Here is a 25,704-nt window from a genome sequence, read left to right as displayed (position 1 = left end):
GCACCCCTAATAGAAAATTATTGCTATTTTTTCTTTTTATGCGTTTAATAGAGAAAAAAAATCTATTTTATCATTTTTTTGGTGGTTTTTATGGATAAGTTAGACTTGGCAGATAGAAGATTATTGCGGCTTCTGCAAGGGAACGCTGCCCTGTCTTTAGCAGAGCTTGCGGATCAGGTGAATCTCACCACTACACCGTGTTGGAAACGGCTCAAGCGCCTTGAGGACAGGGGGATTATCAAGCAGCGTGTGGCACTGCTTGATGGTAAAAAACTGGGCTTGTCTTTTACCGCTTTTGTTCAGGTGAAAACAAGCAACCACTCTGAGCAATGGTATAACACCTTTGTCAACACCGTGGCAGGCTTTGTGGAAGTGATGGAATTCTATCGTATGGCAGGAGAGTTTGATTACATGATGAAGGTTGTCGTAGAAGACATGGCGGCCTTCGATTTGTTCTATAAAAAACTGGTGACCAGTGTCAAAGAGCTGAGTAATGTGACATCAACATTTGCCATGGAACCGTTAAAATACACGACAGCGCTGCCAGTATAGAGTGACCTTCAGTAAAATGGCCCCAAAAACCAGATTCAGCAGATAGCCTGACTTATCAATCAGGCTCGTCGCAATCAGACTCACCGTCTGTGCCGTGGTGCTTTTCATACCATTCTGGAACGTTTGAATTGGAGCTTGTTGCTCTGACAGGGGGTTGTCCGTCTTGCGTAACAGTGACTACATCAGAACCAGGTGTTTCAACAGAGGATACCATCGCGCCGCCATTGTCAGATCTTAGCTGAGATACCGCCGTGACAGTGTTGGTTGTTTCGTCTCTGAATACGTGGGTTACGCGGACAACCGGAGATCCATTTGACAATCTATCTGAACCTATGGTTGTAGTGACCTGAGAGCCATCGGTACAGTGTCTCGCCCTTAAGTGCTCATCGAATTCGCAACCAAGGGTATAATTCTCCCTACAGGGATGACACCTGAACACACTACGAAGAACAGTACCAGCAGGAGCAGCCTCCATAAAAGCAGCAGCTCTAGCACTTATTGAAATAGTTGCAGCAGCTTTCGCTTCATTACATCGATTAACAATATATGTATCAACATCAGGTACAGCACGATCGCGGTCGATGTCAGTCTGTCTAGCCGCAACCATTTCAGCATATTCGCGGTCGAATTTAGCTTGTCTAGCCGCAGCACCTTCAGCAAGATCGCGGTCGATTTTAGCTTGTAAAGCCTCAGACGCAGCTTTAGCTGCAGCTTGAGCTGGCGAAAGTGGAAAAATAGGGGTTGGCCTTGGAGGTCTATCGCCTGGCCTTGTAGTAACGTGCGTAGATATGTGAAAGAGTAGCTCATTAAGTGAATAGCTTGAGAAATTGTTACACATAGTACAAGAGAGGAGGGGCATGGTGAGATTCTCCCTTGGGATAAACAGCTTCTGTTAATCGTAGTCCCGAGCATTTTATCAAGCAATGCCCTGAACGGCTTACCTGCTTTTGCTTTTTTACCCATTGAACGCAAAGCTGAATTTATACCAATCGACTCTCCTGAATGGGCTTTACGCTGCCAACGAATGCCAACCCTGCGTTGAAACTCCTCGCAATAGCAAACATCAACCGTCGTTTACAGTGTTCTGACATCCAGTTTGTAAGCTCTTAGGGTAATTGGAAGAGACGATGGGTATAACTTATCAAGATCAGCGCCTGACTTATCAATCAGGCTCACCGTCTTTGCCGTGGTGCTTTTCATACCACTTGTGAAACCATTCTGGAACGTTTGAATTGGAGCTTGTTTCTCTGACAGGGGGTTGTGCGTCTTGCGTAACAGTGACTACATCAGAACCAGGTGTTTCAACAGAGGATACCATCGCGCCGCCATTGTCAGATCTTAGCTGAGATACCGCCGTGACAGTGTTGGTTGTTTCGTCTCTGAATACGTGGGTTACGCAGACAACCGGAGATCCATTTGACAATCTACCTGACCCTATGGTTGTAGTGACCTGAGAGCCATCGGTACAGTGTCTCGCCCTTAAGTGCTGATCGAATTCCCAACCAAAGGTATAATTCTCCCTACAGGGATGACACCTGAACACATTACGAAAAACAGTACCAACAGGAGCAGCCTCCATAAAAGCAGCATTTCTAGCACTTATTGAAGTAGTTGCAGCAGCTATCGCTTCATTACGTCGATGAACATCATATCTACCAGCAACAATTTCAGCATACTCACGTTCGCGTGCAGCATGTCTAGCCGCAGCGCCTTCAGCAAGATCGCGGTCGATTTTAGCTTGTAAAGCCTCAGACGCAGCTTTAGCTGCAGCTTGAGCTGGCGAAAGTGGTAGGTCTTTCTTACTAAACTCTCCTGGCATTCTAACATAAGCAATTTCTTTAGCGTGCGTACCCATGTGTAAGGTTAGATCACCCGGCAGGTTGCATAACTTCCCACATATAGAACAAGAAATGGGCATGGTGAGATCCTCTCTCGGGATGACAGCTTCTGTTAATCGTAGCCCCGAGTATTTGATCAAGCAATGCCCTGGATGGCTTGCCTGCTAGTCCTGACACAGACAGACCCTCTACAACTGCTCCATCAACTCCCGGGCCTCAGCCTGCTGTTGCTCATTGCCCTGCTCCACCACTTCGTCAAGAATATCCGATGCGCCATCATTATCGCCCATATCCATATAGGCACGGGCTAAATCCAACTTGATACCAATCTCATCATCATCGTCGGACAGGAAGTTCATATCCTCATCAAATGCTTCGTCAACCGTCTCATCAACCCCATCAGGCACGGCGTCAGCTACTTCAGCACTGTCTCCAATATCCAGCGTCAAGCCTTCATCAGGCGTGACACTGACAGGCTCTTCAGGGGTATTGGGCTTATCCTCAAGGCCTAAATCACTGACATCAAAATCCAGCCCCGGTGCCCCATCATCTGTCGTCGCCGCATCTGGCTCGGACTCGGGTTCTGGCTCTGGTACTGAAAAATCCAGGTCACTGGTATCAAATGCCAGCCCATTATCATCGTCGTCAGTCTGAGCTTCTTCTGATACCGCCTCTTCAACCGCTGGGTCTTCGAGGGGGCTTTCAAACGCTAATGTGTCTGATAAATCCGGGAAAGACTCAGAGTCCTCGTCTGATTCTGACGGGGCATCTGCCAATGTTTTAACATCGTCGTCCATAGCGTCCAGATCAAGATCCATCTCATCCAGGGAGGGAAATTCATCAGGCTCAGGTGTTTCAGAAATTGTCTCGGATGGCTCAACAAAGGCGTCATCGCCAAAGCGAGTCTTAAGCACCTCAGCAGATTTCAGCGCATCAGCCTGACCGAGCTGCTCCAGCTCAGCCAGTGCTGCCTTAAAGCCTTCAAGGTGACCGCTTTCTGCGTATGCTTCGAGCAGCTTAACGTGCAAACTGGCATTATCAGGTGTGTCACTGATAGCCGATTTCAGGGTGTTGATGGCTTCCTCAAAGTTTCCATGAGCCATTAAGCCATCGGCATCGTTGATGGGGTCATCTGTGAGCTGGGTGTTTTCTTCTGCCCCCTGTTCGTCAGCAGATGTGGCAAAATCAAGATCATCCAGCAAATCTTCTTCATCGAAATCCCCTTCACCCCGTCGTCGGCGAATAATAAAGCCGGCTGCGACCAATAGGGGCAGCAGGCCAATCAGGCCAAGCAACACGGGGTTATTTAAGCTTTCAAGGCTCAGGTTCACCTTCGGCATGGGCAACGCTATTTCAGGGATAGACAGAGAGTCCCAAAGTGGCGGGGTTTCTGATCCCGAACGGCTGCCTTCTGCTTGTGTTTCCTCAGAAGGCGCTTCAGCGGTCTTCTGGGCTGTTGACTCTGGCTCAGGCTCTTCCTGTTCAGTCTGAAGTGCCGCCAGCTGGTCATCCTTAAGCATCACCAGCTTGTTGAGCGTAGCTATCTGGTCATCCAGATCCTGCAACCGGCTTTTCAGCTCGCTGTTCTCCCGAGAGAGTTTGTCGACGTGCTCACGGGTCATCAACAATTCATTCTGAAGCCGGGTAGCCTGTTCATCATTACTGCGGTTATCCGTTTTCCCCTGCCGCGACGTCTCATTGGGTGATACAATACTGAGCCTGCCTGAGGGACTCGGTGCCTGAGTGAAGCCTGAGGGTTCACGATACTCAGGGTACGAGGCATCCAACTGGGGAAGCCGCGTATTCTGCTTCCAGGCTTTGTGGTGCATGGCTACTTGCCAGGCGGCCTGCTCATGGGTCAGTGTCCGCACTGTATCGCCGTCCGGCACCCGTAATACCACCCCCTTCTTGAGCCGGTTGATATTATGACCAACGAAGGCATCGGGGTTCAGCCGCAATAAAGCCATCATGGTTTGTTCCACTGACACCCCGCTGTCAGGGCGAAGGTCGTCCGCGATATACCAAAGATTATCATTGCGCCGAACTTTATAGGTTTCGTTTGACTGGTTGCCAGAATCGATAACAGGGTACTGTGGCGCCGACGGGTCGACAGCATCTGGACGACTAACCGGCGCTAAGCGACCACGGATTTCCGGTAAGGCATACCGTCGGGGAATCGTTGTCGGGGGAGTAATGGGCTCTGGGACAGGGTCATCCAGTCCAGGTGGGTCCATCAGCAGCGTATATTCCCGTAACAACCTGCCATTGGGCCAGTGCACCTCTAGCAAAAAGTTAACAAAAGGTTCCTGAATAGGATGGGTACTGGTTACTTTAATCGAACCCGTGCCATCGGGCCGTACTTGCGTTTTAAACCGTAAATCCAGCAAATTATAAGGGCGCTGAATACCTGCCCTCTGGAAATCTGCCTCTGAGGCAAGGTTGGAGAAAATCTCAGAGGAATTGAAATCCCCAATATCGGTGAGGGCAATTTCACCGTGTAAGGGTTGGTGCAGGCGTGAATGCAGCGCTATGTCTCCCAGACTCAGCGCACTGGCCATATTGGCAGCATAAAACCCGACCACTGCAAGTGCGGTATTCAATAAGCCATAGCGTTTTATAGAAACCATTGCGCATCCCTGCTGGTCACCCGTCCTCCTGACGTTTGTGCACCTGTCTCTTAAGTCATCGCCAGCAATACTGAAAACTAAAATACGGCAATAACAGTGCTGGTTATTTTTAAACTATCACTATAAAAAGTCACCGATCAAGCGCTGAGCCATTGCCATAATCGCAATAGCCCCCTGACGGCAGGCGTCTCCTGATACCCAGAAACTCAGGCTCTCTTTGTTACCGGGTATGGCTCTTAATCGGCCCAATAAGATCTGATCACTACTGGCAGATTGTTCGACGGTTGGATAGTCATTGCCCTCATAAAGGTCGATCCTGTCCACTGCATCAAGGGCCGAGCGCACCGCGGTGATATCCACCGGACCGTCCAGATCCACTGTCACGGCCAGGTTATCGCCATAAAACACAGGAACGGTAATACAGGTTGCACGAACATCAATGCCGCTGTCGTTCAGGCCAGCCCAAATCTCCGTTTCGACCATTAACTCTTCAGCACTGATACCCTCTGATGTTAACGCCCCCACCTGAGGAATGAGATTATAGGCAATACGGTGAGGAAATATGCCATGATCAACCGGCTTGCCATTGAGCAACCCAACGGTCTGCTTTCGCAGCGCATCTATTCCCGCATTGCCCTGGCGCGATACCGACTGGCACGCCGTCATATCCACACGATTAATCAGGCTCACGTCATTGATCGCCTGCAAAGCAGTTAGCGCCATTGCCGCGGGACTTGCCGGAACAACCAGCCTCTTTTGTGCCACTGCCACATCCAGCGCTTCCTCATTCAGCCCCGGCAATGCCACCACTGCGCCAGAATGTCCGGCCGCTCCCAAGGAGCCATCAATGACCATACAATTTGCCGCCAGTGCTTGCCCAATGACCGATTCACTGATGCCCCCCCCCACGGGAATCAATACCAGGTCCACATCCATAAATTCAAAGGTGGCCGCTGGCAACACGTCAACCTCTTCACCGGACAGCTCAATGGTTGCTCCTTTCTCAGCAGTATCGGACAACAGATAAACATTACCCGCAGGCAGAATTGCTTCTTCAAACAAGCGAATCAGGGTCTCACCCGCCAGGCTACCCGCATCGCAAATGGCAATATCACAGGGCTTATTCATGGAAATCTCTGTAGAAACGAAAGAATGATGGCGAACAACTGTAATGATTGAGCCTCAGCCCCGCAAGGGGTCTGTTGCAAACTGTCAACACGTTCGATCGGTAGGGGTATTGGTGTGGTTTACAAGAAGGGGATGAGATAAAGGGGGGGCTCAATATCGATTTTCAGTCACTCATTCTCCCCCTCAGATCAACATGCCACTGAGCATTGTTCCCTGAGAAGCTGTTCATGATCCTTTATGGTCGGTTTTGCCTGTCTCAAAAGATCATGAACAGCTTTCTGGATTTTCACGAGGGCTGTTCAAAATTTTCTTGCCCTTGCCAAATCCGCTAACTGCTCCTGGGCAGCCACCTCCTGCTGCTGAGTTTCCTGCCGAATGGTGGTTGACGCTTCCGCCGTTGACTGGAGCTGATCAACCAGTGTGCTGCCTTCACTGCCCATTCCTGCTGACTTAAGTGCCTCTTTCACCGCTTTTGGGTCTTTGCCCTGCAGCGCTTCGAGGGCCGCATTCAGCGTTTCTTTTTGCTCCTCAGCCTGCTTTTGCTCAGTTTGACTCTTTAAAAAAGCCTTACGCTGTTCAAGGCGGTCATCGCCGGTGACGGCCAGCTCCATGCCTGTCTGAGAAACCTCTTCAATGGTCTGTGGTGGCTTTTTCTCTGAATGGCTGGCTTTATTATCATCAGGATGGAGGCCACTGAGGCGAACGAGTTCCCTTTCAGCAGTGGCGATCTCTTCTTCGGCGGCTTTAGCCGTTTCATTATGAGGTTTGGCCATTGCATGGAGAATCGTTCCCCCATTTTTATCAAAAAGATCAGGATTTATCTCATGGAGTATGGCACTGACAGCCATAGCCCCCAATTCATAAACGGCCACCGCAGGACAAAAAATACATAACAAGACATAACCGGCTTTTTTTCCATCGGGCAAGCTGGCAAAATCACCGCCTGCACCCTCTTCATTAGCTTTTCTGATATTTTCTTTAATTTTATCAACATTCTCCTGAATTTTTTGTTGCTTTTGTTCTGCCGAAATTTTTATCCCCTCTTCTGTGGTTTTTTGCTTACTTTCATCGAGCTTCATCATGATCTGGGCCATGGCATTTTCTAATTCAGCATCGGTAAGCGGTGGTTCAGCACCAGGGATACCGGCCAGCGTGTTAATAGCCGCTTTGCCTTCATCTGAAATCGTGTTTTTTGTCGCATCAATATTTGCTTTAACCTCTGCTATCTGCCCCTGCGTCATGCCAAGCTTTGGTCCAATTTTATCCATGGCCGACTTAGCGACATCTGCTGCAGCATAACTGACAACATGACTATTTTGAGCCGGAGGTATTACCGGGGGATGATCTGTTCTCGCTGCCAAAGGCAATACATCCGGCCTTCCCTCCTTGACGCTCATTGTTTCCTGATTGATAAACCCCCTGCTAACCGTTTTTGGTGCCGCTACGCCTGACCCCTGCTCCAGGTTATCGGGGTTTTGAATTGGGAGTACGCCTTGTGATTGATTAACACCATTGATACCACTCATAACGTTACCTCCTGATTTTCAGATTGCAGCAATAACAGCTCAATCCGTTTTAATTCTTTAAGATCCGTGTTTTTTTCATCGTCTTTTTCAAGCGCCTCAATCAGTGCCTTTCTCGCTTTTGGCAGATCACCCATGAAAATGTAACACTCACAAATATAAATCAGTGGCATTGGATTTTTTGGCCCGAGCCTGGCCGCATGCAAATAGGTTTCAATGGCCTGATAATAAAATCCAAGCATTTGCTGACAGGCCGCCATACTCAAAAAATAATCGGACTTCCAGTGATGGTGAAGGCAAAGGTATTGAAAGTACTTCAACGCCTCATCATACAGCCCGCTTTGATATTTGTGATAGGCAATTGCCTGGGTGGTATCAAGTGATCTCTGGCTAATGCCGTTGAGGTGAGACAGTGTTCCACCACTGGCAAGATACTGATTGAATTGGTCAATAAGACCTGAATCATTGGCTTCTTCTACTGATAACATAACTGCCTCCAAACAGCGGTATCAATTTTTATTCCTTTAATAACTTTACTCTTTTCTTATGATTCTTTTTAAAAAAATGCAGGCAACCGTTTTTATTAACCAAGCCACACCAAATAACTTCATAAAATCAACCGTTTAATTAGTCACTGGCGTGCGTCAAAAATTTGATGCCTGTACCGGTCATTGGTAAAAATTCATAGGCGTTGATAGGAGTTATCGGGAAGTATCACGGCTTTTTTCGAGCCAAGGAACCTGTCGGATTTATGCTTTCGAGCATAAAATTCTGGCCGCACTTTCTGGATTTCAGGCCGAAATTGTCTTAAGTCCGACAGGCTCCAAGGACACAGATAACCCTGAAAAAACGATCAAGACTGCTTTTAAGTCCTGATCGAGCCTGGCCCAAACAGGTCAGTGACATCGCTCAATCGGGAAAAAGGGTATATCCCACTATATACCCTGCTATAACACAGTGTGATAATTGACTATTAAGGCCTTTTATACACTCTCATGATAAGCATTCGCCCGGTTCTCTATGTTGTCGGATTACTTCTTACTGTCCTTGCAGTGTTGATGCTGTTGCCGGCCTTATACCACATAATCACAAATACAGAAGGTTCCATGTCCTTCTTGCTATCTGCCGGCATCACCGGAGCCAGCGGCGGCGCGCTGTTTTTAGGGACTAAACCTGATAACTTTGCCTTAAAACCCCGTGAGGCCTTTTTGCTTACCAATGTCAGCTGGCTGGTACTCAGTACTTATGCAGCGATTCCCTTTATGCTGGAACTGCACCTTTCCTATACGGACGCATTTTTTGAAACCATGTCAGGCATTACTACTACTGGATCTACTGTGCTAAGTGGCCTCGATCATATGGAAAAAGGCGTGCTGCTCTGGCGCTCACTGCTGCAATGGTTAGGCGGTATTGGCTTTATTGTCATGGCCGTGGCGGTGCTGCCTTTCCTTAAGGTTGGCGGTATGCGGCTGTTCCAAAGTGAATCATCTGACTGGTCTGAAAAGGTCATGCCCCGTTCTGGCAGCATTGCCAAACGAATTGTCGCCATTTATTTCTGGCTGACCATTACCTGTGCTTATTTCTATTACCTGGGAGGAATGACCGGATTTGAAGCCATTAATCATGCCATGACGACCCTTTCCACCGGCGGGTACTCTACCTCTGATAGCTCCATGGCAAATTTTACCAATCCCTATATCCACTGGGTTGCCATTATTTTTATGCTGTTGGGCAGTTTGCCCTTTGTGTTGTTTGTGAGGTTTTTTAAAGGGGACATCCAGTCCCTGCTCAAAGACCGTCAGGTGCGTGCTTTTATTGGTTTTATGCTGATTCTATGGGGGTTTTTCAGCCTCTGGCTGGTGTTTAACTCCCAGTATAATTTATGGCAAGCATTTACCCTGGTGGCATTTAACACGACCTCCGTCGTTACCACAACCGGTTTTGCCCTGACAGACTACACCTTGTGGGGCGGCTTCGCAGCGGCACTTTTTTTATTTCTCACTGTGATAGGGGGCTGTTCAGGCTCCACCACAGGGGGTATTAAAATCTTTCGTCTTCAGATTGGTGCCCGTCTACTGGGTATTCAGTTACGCTTGCTTTCTCACCCGCGCTCCTGCCTGGTGCATAGTTATAATGGGCAGCTTATTACTGAGGATATCCTGCGTTCCTTGATTGGCTTCGGCTTTTTCTTTGGGCTTCTCTCAATCCTGATGACGCTTTTGCTGTGCTTGATGGGACTTGATCTGATCACCAGCATGAGCGGCGCGCTGACAGCCATTGCCAATGTCGGGCCAGGGTTGGGTGATATCATTGGCCCCGCGGGTAATTTTAAATCTCTGCCCGACAGTGCCAAATGGCTGCTCAGTGGCGGTATGTTAATGGGACGGTTAGAAATTACCACCGTTTTAGTCTTGTTTACTGCTAGCTTCTGGAAAGATTGACGCATTCTGGAGGAACTTGACGGCCTTGATAATGGCCTGAAATCCACTATTGTGATTAATGCGGCGGCCAGTACGCACCTATTGCTGCGACGCCTTGAGCGCCTGAAGACCTGGCTGCTTCCCTGTCTGTTTGATCCAACCCACCCAACCAGTAGACTGGCCGTGATGATACCCGTGTTAACCGCCGCGCCTGTTGCATCCCCAACGGCTCTTTCTCGGGGTGGGTTTTAGTGTGTTTGACTGGCGAGAGTGTGACAAAATCAACATCATGATCAGCAGCAAGGGCCAGCTCTTGCTCATTATGGCAAGAGGCGGCCAACAGTTGCCCCTGACGCCGGAACGCTGACCAGCGTTCAGACGCATACAGCTGTGATGCCCGCAAATGGATACCTTGACACCAGGGCTGCGCCAGCATTGACTTCCCCCCTTTTACCAGAAGCTTACCCCCCAAGTCGGTCACCCTTTCCTGTAATTGCTGAGCCGAGTGCAGGTATTCCTGCTCACTTAACCACGGTGCCCGAAACTGAACCAGGCGAATGCCCCGCGCAAGTTGATGAGATACGTTATCAAGCAGCTCTTCAAGCCGGGAGAATTGCCCCGTAATCATATAATGCTCAGGTAGCTGTGCTGCGGTAATAATGGCCTTGTTGGCTTCCGGGAAACTCAGTGTATTGAGCTCATCAGGCATCACCCACTGAATTGCCTGTCCCTCACGCCCATGAGCCTGCCCCGTTAATCCCGACACCACAAGGGTATCAAGCAGAACGGTTTTATCAGAGTAGGCATGGGTTATCTGTATCAATGGCTGACAGTGCTCAAAGCCGATACCCACTTCTTCAACAAGTTCTCTGCTCAGGGCTTCCTCAAGGGTTTCACCCACTTCTACTTTCCCGCCCGGAAACTCCCACAAGCCGCCCATATGGGTGTGTTTCGGACGTTTCGCCACCAGAATACGACCGTCTAGGCTTTTTATAACACCAACAGCAACATGCACGACCTTCTTCATCATTTCTTCCTGCAAGAACCAAAAAAAACGGGTCTGTAATGACCCGTTTATTTGAATCAATAACAACCCCCTTACACTATCTTGCCGTGGCACTGCTTGTATTTTTTGCCTGAGCCACAAGGACAAGGGTCGTTACGTCCCACTTTACGGCCTTCGCGAATAAAAGGTTGTGTGGGCGCGGCTGGCATACCACTTTCCCCATCTGCTCCCTCTTTGCTTTCACCAATCCCCGGAGCCTGTGCTTCAGCATGTTGGAACCGCATGCGTCGGGCCATCTCTTCCCGGCGACGGCGCTCTACTTCTTCCGTTTGCTCTTCCTGCTGTACCTGTACGTGGGACAATACGCGAATGGTATCGTGCTTAATGTCCTCCAGCATTTGCTGAAACAACTCAAAGGCTTCCCGTTTATACTCTTGCTTGGGGTTTTTTTGTGCATACCCCCTCAAATGAATGCCCTGACGCAGATGATCCATGGTCGCCAAATGCTCTTTCCACTTATCATCAAGAATACGCAACAGAATATGTTTCTCAAAGTTGCGTAAATCATCGCTGCCTGCCTGTGATTCCTTATCACGGTAGGCATCCACTATCCCATCAAGAATTTTTTGTTGCAGCGCCTCTTCATCCAGGCGATCATCATCATCAAGCCACTGCTGTATTGGCATTTCCTGATTGAATTCGCTGGCAATCCGCTCTTCCAGGCCTTTTACATCCCACTGCTCTTCAAGACTTTGTGGTGGAATATGCTCACTGATCAGATTATTCACGACATCTTGACGAATGGCTTCGATACTCGAAGACACCTCATCAGCATTGAGGAGTTCATTACGCTGATTGTAAATCACTTTACGCTGGTCGTTGGCAACATCATCGTATTCCAATAGCTGCTTACGAATATCGAAATTACGCCCCTCCACCTTACGCTGGGCCTTCTCAATGGCATTGCTCACCATTCGATGCTCAATGGCTTCACCTTTTTCCATTCCCAGGGCTTTCATAAAATTCTTCACCCGGTCAGAGGCAAAGATACGCATCAGGTTGTCTTCCAGAGAGAGGTAAAAACGGGAAGACCCCGGATCACCCTGGCGACCGGCACGGCCTCGCAACTGGTTGTCAATACGACGGGATTCATGGCGCTCAGTGGCAATGATATGCAGACCACCGGCATCGACCACGGCTTTATGATTTTGGTGCCAATCGGCCTTTATCCGATCCGTATCAGCCTGTGAGGCTTCACCGAGTAGGCCAATTTCAGCTTCCCAGTTACCCCCAAGCTTAATATCGGTACCACGCCCCGCCATATTGGTGGCCAGGGTAATAGTCCCTGGCTTACCTGCCTGAGCAATGATTTCTGCTTCTTTCTCGTGGTACTTGGCATTGAGTACCTGATGGTTCAGACCTGCTTTGTTCAATGCCCTGGAGAGATGTTCTGAGGACTCAATAGACGCTGTGCCCACCAATACCGGGCGACCTTTAGCCGTTGTTGCTTTAATATCCTCAATAATGGCATCGTACTTTTCTCCAATGGTCAGATAGACCAGGTCGTTCATATCTTTACGTGCCATGGGCTTGTGCGTCGGGATGACCATAACATCCAGACCATAAATCTGCCGGAACTCAAACGCTTCTGTATCGGCAGTGCCCGTCATGCCGGCGAGAGTGGTGTAGTTTCTGAAATAATTCTGGAAGGTAGTTGATGCCAGCGTTTGGCTTTCTGACTGGATCTCCAGCCCTTCTTTGGCTTCAAGCGCCTGATGCAACCCCTCAGACAAGCGGCGCCCCGGCATGGTTCGACCGGTGTGCTCATCCACCAGCAACACTTCATTGCCCTGGACAATATACTCAACATTACGGCTAAACAGGACATGGGCCTTCAGGGCAGCATTGACATGATGCAACAGGTTCAGGTTATGGGAAGAGTAGAGATTCTCGCCTTCAGGTAGCTTGTCCGCCTTCTGCAGCAGCTCTTCAATATACTGGTGCCCATCTTCTGTCAGTTCTACCTGCCGGCTTTTTTCATCGATGGTATAATGACCCGGTGTTTTCACTTCACCTTCAGTGTCCTCAATCTGGCGCGTAAGACCGGGCACCAGCTTGTTCATTTCACGATACAGCTCTGAAGAGTCTTCTGCTGGTCCCGAAATGATCAAAGGTGTTCGTGCTTCGTCAATAAGGATAGAATCCACTTCATCAACAATGGCAAAGTACAGCTCGCGCTGGAATTTCTCTTCCTTGCGAAAGGCCATATTGTCACGCAGATAGTCAAAACCAAATTCATTATTGGTACCGTAGGTAATATCCGCATTGTAAGCTTCACGTTTTTCGTCGGAGTCTTGCTGGGGAACCACAACACCCACAGTCATATCAAGAAACTCATACAGCGGGCGCATCCAGTTCGCATCCCGGCGGGCCAGATAGTCATTGACCGTTACAACATGCACGCCCTTGCCAGGGATTGCCGCAAGGTAGGCGGCCAGGGTCGCCACCAGGGTTTTACCCTCACCGGTTCGCATTTCAGCAATCTGGCCTTCATACAGGGTGATACCACCGATCATCTGGACATCAAAGTGACGCATGCCCATAACCCGGTTACCCGCTTCACGAACAACGGCAAATGCTTCTGGCAGGAGCGCCTCCATTGACTCCCCATTAGCAAATCGATCCTTGAATGCCTGTGTTTTGGCTTTTAGCGCCTCATCGCTGAGCGCGGCAGTTTCTTCTTCAAGGCCATTGATCGCCTTTACCAGTTTTCCCATCCTTTTTAGCTGCCGATCGTTGCGGCTGCCAACAATTTTTTTAACTAACGAAGCAAACATAGATTGGATATAGCCCCATACTCAGTTTCCAGGCTGTCTCTGATGCCGACTCATCTGGGACGTCGGGGCAGACACGCGCACGATAGCTCGGTATTCTATGATAATCACAAGAAAGTCTCACCCATATTAGCTCAGATGGGCAGAATAATACGGAATGGATTATTACTTTATCGTAAGTATAGAAACCGCCGTTGTAAAACATCCCTCTGGAGAATCCGTGATACAAACGGATAAACCGAATGTCAAAGCACGGTGACGGAACGAATAAAACCTGCGGTATACCCATTAACCTTGCAGGTGCTGTTTTTTCTTAAGACACACTCTCACCAGGAGCCTGTCGGACTTATGCTTTCGAGCATAAAATTCTGGCCGCGCTTTCTCGCGCTTTCTGGATTTTAGACAGAAATTGTCTTAAGTCCGACAGGCTCCTGGCAACCCTTAAAAATAAAGGGCTATAGCGGCTCTGGATCTGATATCCTGAACGCGTTTGAGTACCGTGTTGTCAGAAGAGGCTACAGGGTTATTCATAGGATCGATAAATGTACGTTGAGGGATCAACCTGCTTGCCATGCCTGAGTACTTCAATATGCACATGATTACCCGTTGAGCGTCCAGAACTGCCCATTGCCGCGATGGTCTGTCCCCGCTTGACAACCTCTCCCACTTTAACATTGACGGATGCATTATGGGCATAACGTGTCACATAACCATTGCCATGGTTAACTTCCACCAGCATTCCATAGCCCGCGCGATCGCTGGCAACAGTCACAACCCCTGCTGCCATGGCTAAAATCGGCGTTCCGCGCTTACCGGCAAAATCAACACCATTATGCCAGGCGGGCTTGCCGGTAAACGGGTCGGTACGGCGACCAAAACGAGACGATAACCAGCCCTTTTCCACAGGTTTACCGGCCACAAAAGCCTCCTTGAAATGTGCTCTGTTGGTCAGCAGGGACTCCAGCAGTTCCAGTTGTTGTGCACGACTGTCGATTTGTGCGCTTAACGCATCAATCGCGTCAAGTAATGCTGGCTTTGCGAACATACCCGCCATATCAACAAGCTCGGCAGGCCCGCCTGACGCCGGTGGTTCACTGAAATCAAACTCCCCATCATTAAGGCCAGCTTGGGCAACCAGACGCTCACCCAAGGCATCCAGACGCATCATTTGCCCCTGTAACTGGGCCAGACGCAGTGATAAGCTATCCAGTTGGCGCTCCATTTCCTGGCGCACAGAGAACAACCCCTGCTTATGGTGGGTCAGCTCCGCTTTCCAGCTCATCACCTCTTCTTCCGTAAGCAACGGGTCATCACCAGCGCTTAGCCAGAGGGTCATTCCCGCACCACCAATAGCAGCAATGGTCACCACCAGAGACCCGATAAGCAGAATCAGTGGCAGCCCGCCAAGCTGAAAGCTTCGGGCCGGTGAATGATCATTTTTTATAATGGTTATTTTCATGCAGTGTCCTTTGCTTTTGGACAACAAAAACGAGTAAAAGAGAAGAAGCGCTTTCTACCTCATCTACCCCATCTACCTCATTTACCCCATCTGACAAGGGCATGTGTCAAAACCTCAGTAACAACCCTAGCAATTAATTTATATTTTTTCTGCTGTCAAAAAATTAGCAACGCCTCTCACTCAAAGGAAGTTGCCTTTTAGCCCATACCCACAGCCCATTATTCGCAAAAGGAAAACAGAGAAAAAAGCCCATTCGGACAGCAAAGCAAACCCCAGGAGCCTGTTAATCAATAAAATGATCAAGGCAAGCCTGTGTTATAATCCCTTGCAACCGCTGCTGCTTTGCTCGTCAATTTGCCCTGACCTGCTGTTCAACCGGTCATGCTCGTTACGATGGGTATTGGTATAATGCGTTTTCCATTTGCTTTTAACCTCATTCAAGGATATGCGCATGACCAAAAGTGTCATTTGTGATATTGATGGCGTAATTCTGCATGACAACACCCTGGTACCAGGTGCAGATGCCTTCTTGCATGGTTTACTCGACAATGATGTCCCTTTGATCATGCTCACGAATTACCCGTCACAAACCCCTAAAGATCTGCAAAACCGCTTTGCCGCAGCGGGTATCAAAATTCCCGAGCGCTGCTTTTTTACCTCAGCTATGGCAACGGCCGAGTTTTTAAAACGTCAGGAAGGGCATAGGGCCTATATTGTCGGCGAGGGTGCCCTGGTCCATGAGCTGTACAATGCTGGCTTCGCGGTAACTGATATTAACCCTGATTTTGTTGTTGTCGGAGAAACCCGCAATTTTAACTGGAATATGATGCACACGGCAGCAAAGTTCGTGGCAGAAGGCGCCCGTTTTATTGCCACCAATCCTGATACTCATGGCCCGAGCTGGTCACCCGCCTGTGGTGCTCTGTGCGCGCCCATTGAGCGCATTACCGGCAAAAAACCGTTTTATGTGGGTAAGCCCAGTGCCTGGATTATTCGCGCGGCACTTAACCGCATGGGAGCTCACTCTGACAGTACCGTGATTGTTGGTGATAACCTGCGCACGGATATTCTGGCCGGTTTCCAGGCGGGGCTGGAAACCATTCTGGTGTTGTCCGGTGTGAGCCGTGAAGCCGATATAGAGACAGTACCTTTTAGCCCTAACCATGTGTTTAACTCTGTGGCCGATATCGACATTTTATAAGGGAATCAGGCGGTTTTTTCTTTGAATTCGCACAGGTCTTCAATAAGACAACGGCCACACTCCGGTTTGCGGGCTTTACAAACATAACGGCCATGGAGAATCAGCCAGTGGTGGGCATCCATCAGAAAGGCTTTGGGCACCAGCCGTATCAGCTTTTTTTCTACTTCCAGCACATTTTTGCCCGGGGCAATGCCTGTGCGGTTAGATACCCGGAAAATATGGGTATCCACCGCCATGGTGGGCTGATTAAAGGCGGTATTGAGCACCACATTTGCCGTTTTCCGGCCAACACCCGGCAAAGCTTCGAGGGCTTCACGGGTTCGTGGCACTTCACCGGCATGTTTATCCAGCAGTAACCGGCAGGTTTTGATGACATTCTCCGCCTTGCTGTTAAACAGGCCAATGGTTTTGATATAGCTTTTCAACCCTTCCACACCCAGGTCCAAAATGGCCTGCGGGGTGTTTGCCACCGGATAGAGTTTATCCGTGGCTTTATTCACGCCCACATCCGTCGCCTGAGCAGAGAGAATAACGGCGATCAGCAGCTCAAAAGCAGAGCTGTAATTGAGCTCAGTGGTCGGGCTGGGGTTCTGTGCCTGCAGACGCTGGAAGATCTCGGTGCGTTTGGTGAGGTTCATTGAAGGCGGTGATAACCTTTGATCGCTATAAAAAAATGACACCATAAAAGCTGTCGCCGGTGTCATTTTATGGCTATGCCCGTCGCCTTTCAACTCACGTGTCGCTATCGGTTGAAACGTGTACCCATACCGCGTAACGAGTCCTCGGTCACCGTTTCAGTGACATCCAAAGTAATACCACTGCTTGTCAGCTCATTAATGGGGTTACTATACCAGGTGTCGCCACAGGGATAACCATGCTCGCCACCTTGTGTCGAATTGGTTTTCGCATGAACATTCCAGACAACACCGTATTGTCCTAGCGTCTGGGAACGGTCAATGGTGACCAGCACGCCTTCTTTAAACCCTTTAATCAAACCCTTTAAGATCTGCCGTCCTTTATTTGAATTGGGCAGATAGTGGGAATACTTTTTATTTGTAATAGCGAGTTTTTTTCCGTCAAACTCCTCAGGGCCTTCAAAAACAAAATCTATTTTAATAACACCCCTCGAACCTTCTGGGTCCGCATCGGCAATATGTTGAAGGCGAGAATCCCGGGTTATCTCCCATTTCATGTTACCTTTGATGCATTCTGAAGGTGTTGCTTGCGCGGTCACACTTAATTCATGGGAAATACACTCTTCATGGTAAAGCTTACCCGCTTTTTCCCCGGCTGATACACGGACAACCTTATCAGGGTCTTCAGCAAAGGTAGCAGTGCAAACGGAACAGCTCTGCGCTTTATTTTCCACAACCTGTCTCTCGTTCAAGACAGTCCATTGAGGACTTGGGTTAGCTCGTTTGAAGCCGGTTAACCGGTCAGCGGCTGCTGAAGGGGCAGGGACTTGATGCTGTGCCCGTGCTTTTTCATCAAGGCGCATTTCACCTAATTGAGAGGTAAGGGATGCGTCACGGTGTCTTCTTCCAGCAGAAGTATCACTATCCCATGTATGGGTTGAACGCACGGGCTTTTCCTTCCCGGCGACGCTGCCTTCACTCGCCCTTCCCATCGACGGAGGCCGAACGAAAGAAGGGGCAGGGGGAGTCGCTGCCGGGGGGGCAAGGCCACAATATTTCAGTGTGGCTTTTGCGCTGGCTACCGTAGTCGAGTCCACATACTTGGTGCTCAAAACCAGATAGGCACCAGGGAATGACCAGGTTTTATTGGCCTGCCTGCCCTGTTCTTCCAGGAATTGTTTTACGTGATTCACCGCATCATGGAATGCTCTGACGGAGGTTGCCATATCAACGCCAAAAATACCGGCTGATACGGCCGGCGTAACCAGGGGCACGCCTAAATGATTTGCCTGGTTAATGGCTTGGGTATAACAGTTGGTGAGCTTCTCCAGTTGCATTTGTTTACCTTCTGCCGTTCTGGCATCTGGCCCAACAGCATGGACAATGCTTTTTGTTTGATGGGACTGATCCAGTTTATATGCATCGGTGATGAGTACGTCTCCTGAACGCAGTGATTTACCCAAACTCCCCAGTTTGTGGTTACACTCCTGAGTCATCTGTCGTCCTGCCTTATCTGCGATAATGGCGGCAATTCCTCCGGCATGGTGCATCGTGCTATTGGCTGCATTGACCAGCACGTGAGGCTGGTTAAACCGCTGCAGCCAATCAAATATCCCCTCTGGACAAACAACAAGGTTACAAGGACCCTTTTTAAGGGCGACATCAGGCACCACGGTGCTGCCCGCTTTGGCGGGACTCCCGATCTGGCTGGCAAAGGCGGACCCGGCAGCGCCTCGGCTCTCTGGCAGGCTTTGATTCCTGGCTGACCGAGATGACCGATCTACCTGATCTGACTGAGCTGACTTGGCTATTTTATACGCCTCATTAGCGAACTTGATATTGTCCCCTTCAAAAAGCTCTTCGTAAGGTATCGTGGCAACACGCTCGTTTTTCAGGGTGACAACCTCTCCATCAGAGGCATAAACGATCTTGTTTCCGTCATCGGTTTCGTCGGCAAGACCCAAAATTCTACGGCTATTTTCCCTTGCCTGGTGGCTGTAGCCCGCGCCGGCAGATTTAACATAGCCTCTGGCACCCTCTCCCTTTGACAGGCCGGGTTCCTCAACTTGCCTGACTGACCTGGAACTTAAGTCTGTTTTGACTGCCTCATAAGCGTTTTTGGCATACTCCAAATTATTACCTGTGCGGAGTTGTTTAAAAGGGATAGTCGCAACCTGACGATTGCCTTTTAGCGTGATAATCTCTCCTTCTTCAGTATGAAGGATCTGGTTGCCATGATCCGTCGCACCGGCTGCGGCAAGCGCAAGGATAAAGCCTTGTATCTGTGATGAAACCATAGTGTTCTCCTAAAAGCTGGGGTTCTATTTTCCAGGCAATAATCTTAGCTAATCTAGGAGAACAGACTATTGGCCACAAAGGTGGTTCATTGCCTGGCGGAGAATGTCAGCAAAGCTAACAATAAACGGTTATTTTGCTCACATTGATAACACTTCAGGCAATATTACCTGTTACCCGCACCCGTTTGCCGCGTGGCATTCTCGCCGCTGGAACAGGGTGTTGTTTTTGCGCCAGGCGATTATCCAGCCAATTCTTCAAGGCGATCAAAAAACCCATAAAAACAAACGCGCCCGGCGGTAAAATAGCAAAAAGAAACGGCTTGTAGTCACTAAAGACACGAATAGTCCAGTCCACGGCCACCGGCCCTAGCAGTAAATGCATATTGGCAAACAGTGTCCCCTGTCCCACCAGCTCTCGCAGCGCACCGAGCAATAGCAGCACAATAGCAAAGCCTGCGCCCATCATCAGGCCATCCAGTGCCGCAAGGTGCACCGGGTTTTTGGCAGCAAAGCCCTCAGCACGGCCCAGAATAATACAGTTGGTAACAATCAGCGGAATAAATATCCCGAGGATTTTATACAGCTCGTAAGTGTAAGCCTGCATCAACAGTTCAATACAGGTGGTCAAGGCAGCAATAATCATCACAAACACCGGCAGGCGAATAGCATTGCTGATCTGATGACGAGTCAGTGAAACCACCACATTAGACCCTGTTACAACCAGCAAGGTGGCTATGCCTAACCCCAGGGCGTTGACCACCGAGGCAGACACACCCAGCAACGGACACAAGCCCAGTAATTGCGCCAGTGCCGGGTTGTTCTTCCAGAGACCTTGCTGAGCGATGTCTGTGGGCTTGCTACGGGCAATAATCGTGTTACTCATGGCTAGTATCCTGTTCCATCGCCTAGGAGCTGCTCACGATGAGCTTTGAAGTATTCGAGCGTTCGATACACAGAAGAGACTACCGCACGCGGGGTAATGGTTGCGCCGGTGAATTGATCAAACTGCCCACCGTCTTTTTTTACTGCCCAGCCGTCAGTGGTAGGATTCAACAGGGACTTCCCGGTAAAGCTGAAGATCCAGGGCGATACTTTCGTATCAATTTTATCCCCCAGTCCCGGCGTTTCCTTATGGGAAACTACCCTTACCCCTGCCACAGTGCCATTACGACGAATACCTACCAGTAGATCAATACGGCCATTGTAACCATCCGGTGCCGTCGCATGGAGAATCACTGCCACCGCTTGCCCGTTTTTCAGGGCGATATAAGCCTTTTGGGGTTTTTTGGTTGACAGCAGTGATGATGGGGGCACTGTGACAGTGGTATCTTGCAGTCTGTTGTCATGGGTACTTTCAGGCAGGATTTCCATCAGGACTCTGGCTTCGTAGCGGCGGACCTGATCGGCAATACGGTCTTTCGTCAACACGTAGGTCAGTGCCGTCAGCCCGACCGTCACCAGGGAGAATAACCCCAGGCTGATACTGCTGCGGCTAATGACAGTCAGTAGCCCTTTCCCCGGGCTGTCTGTTGACGGCGGTGTGGTTTTACTCATTGACAAAATTCCCGGGCATTATCTATCTGGATTGAGGCAGCCCTTTTTTGGGTTTCTTATGCCCATAGGTACGTGGCTGTGTGTAATAATCAATGGTGGGCGCCGCCATATTCATTATCATCACGGCAAAGGCGACACCGTCTGGATAGCCACCCCAGGCGCGAATGATATACACGATCATTCCCACCCCTGCCCCAAAGATCAGTCGGCCTTTATTACTGGTGGCACCACTGACAGGGTCCGTCACAATAAAAAAGGCACCGAGCATGGTGGCCCCACTGAACAAATGAAACAGCGTCGGTCCATGGCTGTCAGAACCACTGCCACCGGAAAACAAAAAGGACATCACCACTAATGTCCCCAACATGCCCAAAGGCCCGTGCCAGGTGAACAACCGTTTGTGCAGCATCAACACGCCACCGAGTAAATAAGCCAGGTTGACCCATAACCAGCCACGCCCGGCAATACCCTCAAACACCGGATTGCTGGCCCACAGTTCCGCGAGCGTCAGGCTGTTATTTTCCCGCAGGACATCCAGCGGTGTTGCCATACTGACCGCATCAACATTGATTCCCTGACCCGCGGGAAAAATGCTTGTCACCGCTGAGATAAATCCACTGAAAGGTGACTCACCGGCTAAACTCCCGTCAATGCCCAAAGGGGGCATCCACCTCGTCATTTCCTGCGGGAAAGAAACCAGCAACACCACATAACCAAGCATGGCCGGATTAAAAGGGTTTTGCCCCAACCCACCGTACAGGTGTTTACCAATGATCACCGCAAACGAGGTACCAATCAGTGTTAACCACCAGGGAGAGAGCGGCGGTAATGACACCGCTAACAGCAATGCCGTGACAACCACGCTGCCATCGCTGAGAGTCAACCCTACAGGCCGTTTACGCAGCTTCAGGATAAGGGCCTCGCACCCCAGGGCGATCAGTGCGCACCAAAGCACATTAACCAGCGTACCCGAACCAAAAAACACCGTTTGGGCCATCACCCCCGGCACCGCCGCAAGCAATACCTGTTTCATTAGCTTTTGGGTGCGGTTTGCCCCTGCGGTATGGGGCGATGTTTGTCTGACCAGCGTCATTTGGCATTCCGTCGTGTTTCTGGTGTGCCTTCAAGGCTTGTTTCGCCGACGCCAGAGAGGGCCGCACTGTTTTTTTCTAGTGTCTCTACCTGCTCTCGCAACATGGCAACATCGGTTTTTATTTTATGGACACTGTCCAATGCCTGAGCCTCAGCCTGCGCCAGGGCGCGCTCGGTCTTTTTCAGCTGGGCTTTGGCCATGGACAACTGGATGTTAATGTCTTTCTGTTTGGCTGACCGTGTTTGTTTTCCTGCCTTATGAGCAGCGCCGTTGGCAACGGCTGCTTTTTTGGCCTTGGCGCGGGCAATAGCGGCCTGAACCGGGTCATCGGAAACCGTCTGTGGGGTTTTGTCCGGGTTGGCCGCTTTTTGTGCTTTTAATTTAGCCGCACGTTCGGCATTGGCTTTGCGGCGCGCTTCTTTTTCTGCCTGCTCCCGTGCCAGCCGCTCATGGCGGAACTCAAAGCGTTGTTTTGCCCGGTCTGATTTGGCGTGCCGGGTTTCCTGCTGACGAATAGTGTCCTTGGATGCCCGGTAATACTGCACCAGTGGAATAGAACTCGGGCAAACATAAGCACAGGCACCACACTCAATACAGTCAAACAAATTATGGTGTATCAGTTGCTCATGGTTTTGTGCCTGAGCGTACCAGAACAGTTGTTGCGGCAACAACTCACAGGGGCAGGCCCGCGCGCACAATCCACAGCGAATACACGGTTGCGCCGGGGGTGCCGGGGGGAACTCCGCTTCGGTGGCGGCAATAAAACAGTTACTGGTTTTAATGACAGGCGCCTCTTTGCTGTCGAGGCTAAATCCCATCATCGGGCCACCTAATACCAGATTGCGCAGGGCAGCCGGGCGTAAACCGGCAAAAGCCAGCAGCTCACTAATGGGAGTCCCAATCAGAACCTCGACATTTTGTGGATGGGCCAGGGCTTTACCGGTCACGGTAGTAACGCGTGAAATCAGGGGTCTTCCAAGCACCACAGCATCGTGCACAGCCGCCAGTGTCCCCACGTTATAACAGACAACCCCCATTTCTACGGAGCGGGAATCATGGGGAACTTCTTTGCCCGTCAGCAAATAGGTCAACCGCTGGGCATCGCCTGAAGGGTATTTGGTGGGGACAGTAACAACACGATAGGGTGTCCCGGTACAAGCCCTGTTCATGGCAGCAATGGCTTCGGGCTTGTTATCCTCAATACCAATCATCACCGTCCCGGGGGACAGCAGATGATCAATAATGGCAATACCCTCAACAATGACCCTTGCCCGTTCACGCATGAGCCTGTCGTCAGCAGTAATGTAAGGCTCACACTCGGCCCCGTTAACGATCAACGTGTGGATTTTCTTTTCGTTACGTGAAGCCATTTTGACAGCGGCAGGAAACCCTGCTCCCCCGAGCCCGACAACCCCGGCATCGTGGATACGCTCAATCAGCGTTTCAGCGTCACAGGCCAGATAGTCAGGACAAGGGCGCAAGTCAACCCACCGGTCAGCTCCGTCACTTTCAAGCACCAGGCAGGTTTCCATCAAGCCTGATGGATGAGGCACCTTGTGGGGCTCAATGGCTGTAATCGTTCCTGAAGTGGGCGCATGCGCCGGCGCGCTGACAAAGCTGCCTGCCCGTGCCAACATCTGCCCTTTCAGGACTTTTTCACCCACACTCACCAACGCTTGTGCCTGAGCGCCAGAATGCTGGTTCAGGGGTAAATAATACGTTGAACATAAAGGCATTGTGGCAATGGGACGCGCCGTGGACTGGCGCTTGTTTTCAGGCGGGTGAACACCACCGGGAAAAGGATAAATCAGTGTATTACTCATGCGACTTGCCCTTGTCCCTGGTGGGGCTTTTTATCGGTGGCAATCAATTGCCCGGTGGGCGTGGGTAGCTGCCACTGCCAGTTTGTGGGGGTCACTGCCAGTGGCACCATATCAATGCAATCCACCGGACAGGGCTCCACACATAAGTCGCAGCCGGTACATTCATCGGTAATGACGGTGTGCATCTGTTTGGCCGCGCCCAAAATAGCATCCACCGGGCAAGCTTGCAGACACTTGGTACAGCCAATGCAGTCATCTTCGCGAATCACCGCCACCATTGGCTGCTTTTCTTCACCGTGCTCAGCATCCAGAACAGGGGCTTCAACAGCCAATAAGTCAGCCAGGGCGTTAATAGTGGCCTGCCCGCCCGGAGGGCATTTATTAATGGCTTCACCCTGGGCAATGGCCCGTGCATAGGGCTTGCAGCCGGGATGACCGCACTGACCACACTGGGTCTGGGGTAGCAGCCCATTGATCTGATCAACAACGGGGTCACCTTCCACCTTAAAGTGGGCGCTGGCAAAGCCCAAAATGGCACCAAAGAGCAAGGAAAGTATCAGCAATGCCCACAAGGCGTTCAGCACGATGTCCATATGGTTTCAATCACTCCCTACAGCTTGACCAAACCGGTAAAACCCATAAAGGCCAGTGACATCAGTCCAGCGGTAATCATCCCGATGGCAGCGCCACGAAAAGGTGAAGGCACATCGGCAGCGACAATTCGCTCGCGCAAAGCTGAGAATAGCACCAGCACCATGGAAAACCCTGCTGCCGCAGAAAAACCGTAGGCAGCCGACGTCGCCAAAGAGGTATTCAACCGGTTAGCGTTCAACAGGGCAACCCCGAGCACCGCACAGTTACTGGTAATCAACGGCAGGAAAACCCCGAGAACCTTGTGGAGTAGTGGACTGAATTTTTTCACGGCCATTTCAGTGAACTGAACAACGACAGCAATCACCAAAATAAAGGTGATAGTTTTCAGAAATGTCAACTCAAGGGGCACAAGAATATAGGTGTAGGTGAGATAACTGCAAATGGAGGCCAGTGTCAGCACAAAGGTGACCGCCATGGACATGCCCATGGCTGATTCGAGCTTGTTCGACACCCCCATAAAAGGGCACAGCCCAAGAAATTGAACCAGCACAAAATTATTGACCAGTATGGCACTGACCATAATCAGAACCAGTTCGTTGATGTGTTCCATGGTACCCAAATCAGAAATGGCGCATACAGCAAGGCAAAGGCAGCCTCCTCAAGGTGGCTGCTAATTATAAAGGTTTTGAACGTTGACATCCTCCTCCAGCCAGGTCGCTGGAGGATTTCCATTACTGGAGCGTTACTTTCTTGCGAGTTTACGCGGGTTTCTGCTTCCACGTTACAGCCACGAGGAACTTACATTAACGCCACAGACTTTACTTCCCCCCTGCCCGAGGGTAGGTCTTCAACGACGGAAAGAATATTAGCAGAATGTTAGACGAAATTCACCTCCCGCCTGGCTCGGCGGGAGTACTCTTTCGGAAACGGATAAATAAAGGGCTTTTGTGGAGGTAAGTTAATGGGGTCTTTGGCCCTTGGGATACGATCCGAGATGGCCACCACAAATCAGACAGTGTTGGCTAGTGGTGCTAAGCCCTAATATCTATCCCTTTGAAAATGTGGTTTAATCCGCATCTCCAGTAAGACATAAGTAAGTGGCAGGGATGCAGTTGAACCA

General features: G+C 50.2%; 20 protein-coding genes. 3 read left to right on the top strand and 17 right to left on the bottom strand.

Translation table 11 applies throughout. The annotated features are described in order from the left end of the window. Nucleotides 1–90 precede the first annotated feature (90 nt). Entirely contained in the window at nucleotides 91–552 is a 462-nt protein-coding gene (locus V4C51_RS11385) for an Lrp/AsnC family transcriptional regulator (RefSeq protein WP_330926285.1), read from the top strand. Nucleotides 553–607: 55 nt separating this feature from the next. On the opposite strand, the gene V4C51_RS11380 is transcribed toward V4C51_RS11385, so the two are convergent. The 6 genes from V4C51_RS11380 to V4C51_RS11355 form a co-directional block, all read right to left on the bottom strand. Continuing rightward, a complete protein-coding gene (locus tag V4C51_RS11380; RefSeq protein ID WP_330926284.1) occupies nucleotides 608–1,159 on the bottom strand; it encodes a hypothetical protein in 552 nt (183 codons plus the stop codon). A 555-nt stretch (nucleotides 1,160–1,714) separates the two neighbouring features. Then, complete coding sequence (locus V4C51_RS11375; RefSeq protein ID WP_330926283.1) at nucleotides 1,715–2,470, bottom strand: hypothetical protein; 756 nt, start codon at nucleotides 2,468–2,470, stop codon at nucleotides 1,715–1,717. A 108-nt stretch (nucleotides 2,471–2,578) separates the two neighbouring features. Further along, nucleotides 2,579–5,017, bottom strand: coding sequence for a motility hub landmark protein FimV (locus V4C51_RS11370; protein ID WP_330926282.1), 2,439 nt, complete (start codon nucleotides 5,015–5,017; stop codon nucleotides 2,579–2,581). A 120-nt stretch (nucleotides 5,018–5,137) separates the two neighbouring features. Then, nucleotides 5,138–6,145 (bottom strand): aspartate-semialdehyde dehydrogenase, encoded by a 1,008-nt coding sequence (locus V4C51_RS11365; RefSeq protein ID WP_330926281.1) that lies wholly within the window; start codon nucleotides 6,143–6,145, stop codon nucleotides 5,138–5,140. Nucleotides 6,146–6,444: 299 nt separating this feature from the next. Further along, on the bottom strand, nucleotides 6,445–7,671 hold the full coding sequence (locus V4C51_RS11360; RefSeq protein WP_330926280.1) for a hypothetical protein: 1,227 nt from the start codon (nucleotides 7,669–7,671) through the stop codon (nucleotides 6,445–6,447). Further along, complete coding sequence (locus tag V4C51_RS11355) at nucleotides 7,668–8,156, bottom strand: SycD/LcrH family type III secretion system chaperone (protein ID WP_330926279.1); 489 nt, start codon at nucleotides 8,154–8,156, stop codon at nucleotides 7,668–7,670. The genes V4C51_RS11360 and V4C51_RS11355 overlap by 4 nt, the downstream gene beginning before the upstream one ends. Before the next feature lie 618 nt (nucleotides 8,157–8,774). Here V4C51_RS11355 and V4C51_RS11350 point away from each other — a divergent pair. Then, nucleotides 8,775–10,109 carry a TrkH family potassium uptake protein gene (locus V4C51_RS11350; RefSeq protein ID WP_330926278.1) on the top strand — a complete coding sequence of 445 codons (1,335 nt, stop codon included), beginning with the start codon at nucleotides 8,775–8,777 and terminating at the stop codon, nucleotides 10,107–10,109. A gap of 55 nt (nucleotides 10,110–10,164) precedes the next feature. Here the strand turns inward: V4C51_RS11350 and V4C51_RS11345 are convergent, their stop codons facing one another. The 3 genes from V4C51_RS11345 to V4C51_RS11335 all read right to left on the bottom strand — a co-directional run bounded on the left by V4C51_RS11345 (nucleotide 10,165) and on the right by V4C51_RS11335 (nucleotide 15,387). Beyond that, nucleotides 10,165–11,118 carry a Nudix family hydrolase gene (locus tag V4C51_RS11345; protein WP_330926277.1) on the bottom strand — a complete coding sequence of 318 codons (954 nt, stop codon included), beginning with the start codon at nucleotides 11,116–11,118 and terminating at the stop codon, nucleotides 10,165–10,167. Between the two features lie 68 nt (nucleotides 11,119–11,186). Beyond that, nucleotides 11,187–13,931 (bottom strand): preprotein translocase subunit SecA, encoded by a 2,745-nt coding sequence (gene secA, locus V4C51_RS11340; protein WP_330926276.1) that lies wholly within the window; start codon nucleotides 13,929–13,931, stop codon nucleotides 11,187–11,189. 520 nt (nucleotides 13,932–14,451) lie between these two features. Then, nucleotides 14,452–15,387 (bottom strand): M23 family metallopeptidase, encoded by a 936-nt coding sequence (locus V4C51_RS11335; RefSeq protein WP_330926275.1) that lies wholly within the window; start codon nucleotides 15,385–15,387, stop codon nucleotides 14,452–14,454. Between the two features lie 451 nt (nucleotides 15,388–15,838). On the opposite strand from V4C51_RS11335, the gene V4C51_RS11330 reads away from it, so the two are divergent. Next, nucleotides 15,839–16,588, top strand: a complete 750-nt coding sequence (locus V4C51_RS11330) for an HAD-IIA family hydrolase (protein WP_330926274.1) — start codon at nucleotides 15,839–15,841, stop codon at nucleotides 16,586–16,588. A 5-nt stretch (nucleotides 16,589–16,593) separates the two neighbouring features. On the opposite strand, the gene nth is transcribed toward V4C51_RS11330, so the two are convergent. The 8 genes from nth to rsxA all read right to left on the bottom strand — a co-directional run bounded on the left by nth (nucleotide 16,594) and on the right by rsxA (nucleotide 25,185). Continuing rightward, nucleotides 16,594–17,226, bottom strand: a complete 633-nt coding sequence (gene nth, locus V4C51_RS11325; RefSeq protein WP_330926273.1) for an endonuclease III — start codon at nucleotides 17,224–17,226, stop codon at nucleotides 16,594–16,596. 104 nt (nucleotides 17,227–17,330) lie between these two features. Beyond that, a complete protein-coding gene (locus V4C51_RS11320; RefSeq protein WP_330926272.1) occupies nucleotides 17,331–19,520 on the bottom strand; it encodes a macro domain-containing protein in 2,190 nt (729 codons plus the stop codon). A gap of 154 nt (nucleotides 19,521–19,674) precedes the next feature. Continuing rightward, a complete protein-coding gene (locus V4C51_RS11315) occupies nucleotides 19,675–20,403 on the bottom strand; it encodes an electron transport complex subunit E (RefSeq protein ID WP_330926271.1) in 729 nt (242 codons plus the stop codon). Between the two features lie 2 nt (nucleotides 20,404–20,405). After that, nucleotides 20,406–21,074, bottom strand: a complete 669-nt coding sequence (rsxG, locus tag V4C51_RS11310) for an electron transport complex subunit RsxG (protein WP_330926270.1) — start codon at nucleotides 21,072–21,074, stop codon at nucleotides 20,406–20,408. A 22-nt stretch (nucleotides 21,075–21,096) separates the two neighbouring features. Next, nucleotides 21,097–22,167, bottom strand: a complete 1,071-nt coding sequence (gene rsxD / locus V4C51_RS11305) for an electron transport complex subunit RsxD (RefSeq protein ID WP_330926269.1) — start codon at nucleotides 22,165–22,167, stop codon at nucleotides 21,097–21,099. Continuing rightward, nucleotides 22,164–23,990 carry an electron transport complex subunit RsxC gene (gene rsxC / locus V4C51_RS11300; RefSeq protein WP_330926268.1) on the bottom strand — a complete coding sequence of 609 codons (1,827 nt, stop codon included), beginning with the start codon at nucleotides 23,988–23,990 and terminating at the stop codon, nucleotides 22,164–22,166. Before rsxC ends, rsxD begins: the two co-directional genes overlap by 4 nt. Then, complete coding sequence (rsxB, locus tag V4C51_RS11295) at nucleotides 23,987–24,583, bottom strand: electron transport complex subunit RsxB (RefSeq protein ID WP_330926267.1); 597 nt, start codon at nucleotides 24,581–24,583, stop codon at nucleotides 23,987–23,989. Before rsxB ends, rsxC begins: the two co-directional genes overlap by 4 nt. Nucleotides 24,584–24,600: 17 nt before the next feature. Then, nucleotides 24,601–25,185: an electron transport complex subunit RsxA gene (gene rsxA / locus V4C51_RS11290; RefSeq protein ID WP_330926286.1), complete on the bottom strand. Its 585-nt coding sequence runs from the start codon at nucleotides 25,183–25,185 to the stop codon at nucleotides 24,601–24,603. Between the last annotated feature and the right edge of the window lie 519 nt (nucleotides 25,186–25,704).

This window comes from Candidatus Sororendozoicomonas aggregata, from assembly GCF_031528575.1.
Lineage (GTDB): Bacteria > Pseudomonadota > Gammaproteobacteria > Pseudomonadales > Endozoicomonadaceae > Endonucleibacter > Endonucleibacter aggregata.
The sequence above is the reverse complement of the archived record's forward strand: the minus strand, read 5'-3'. Positions and strand labels throughout refer to the sequence as shown.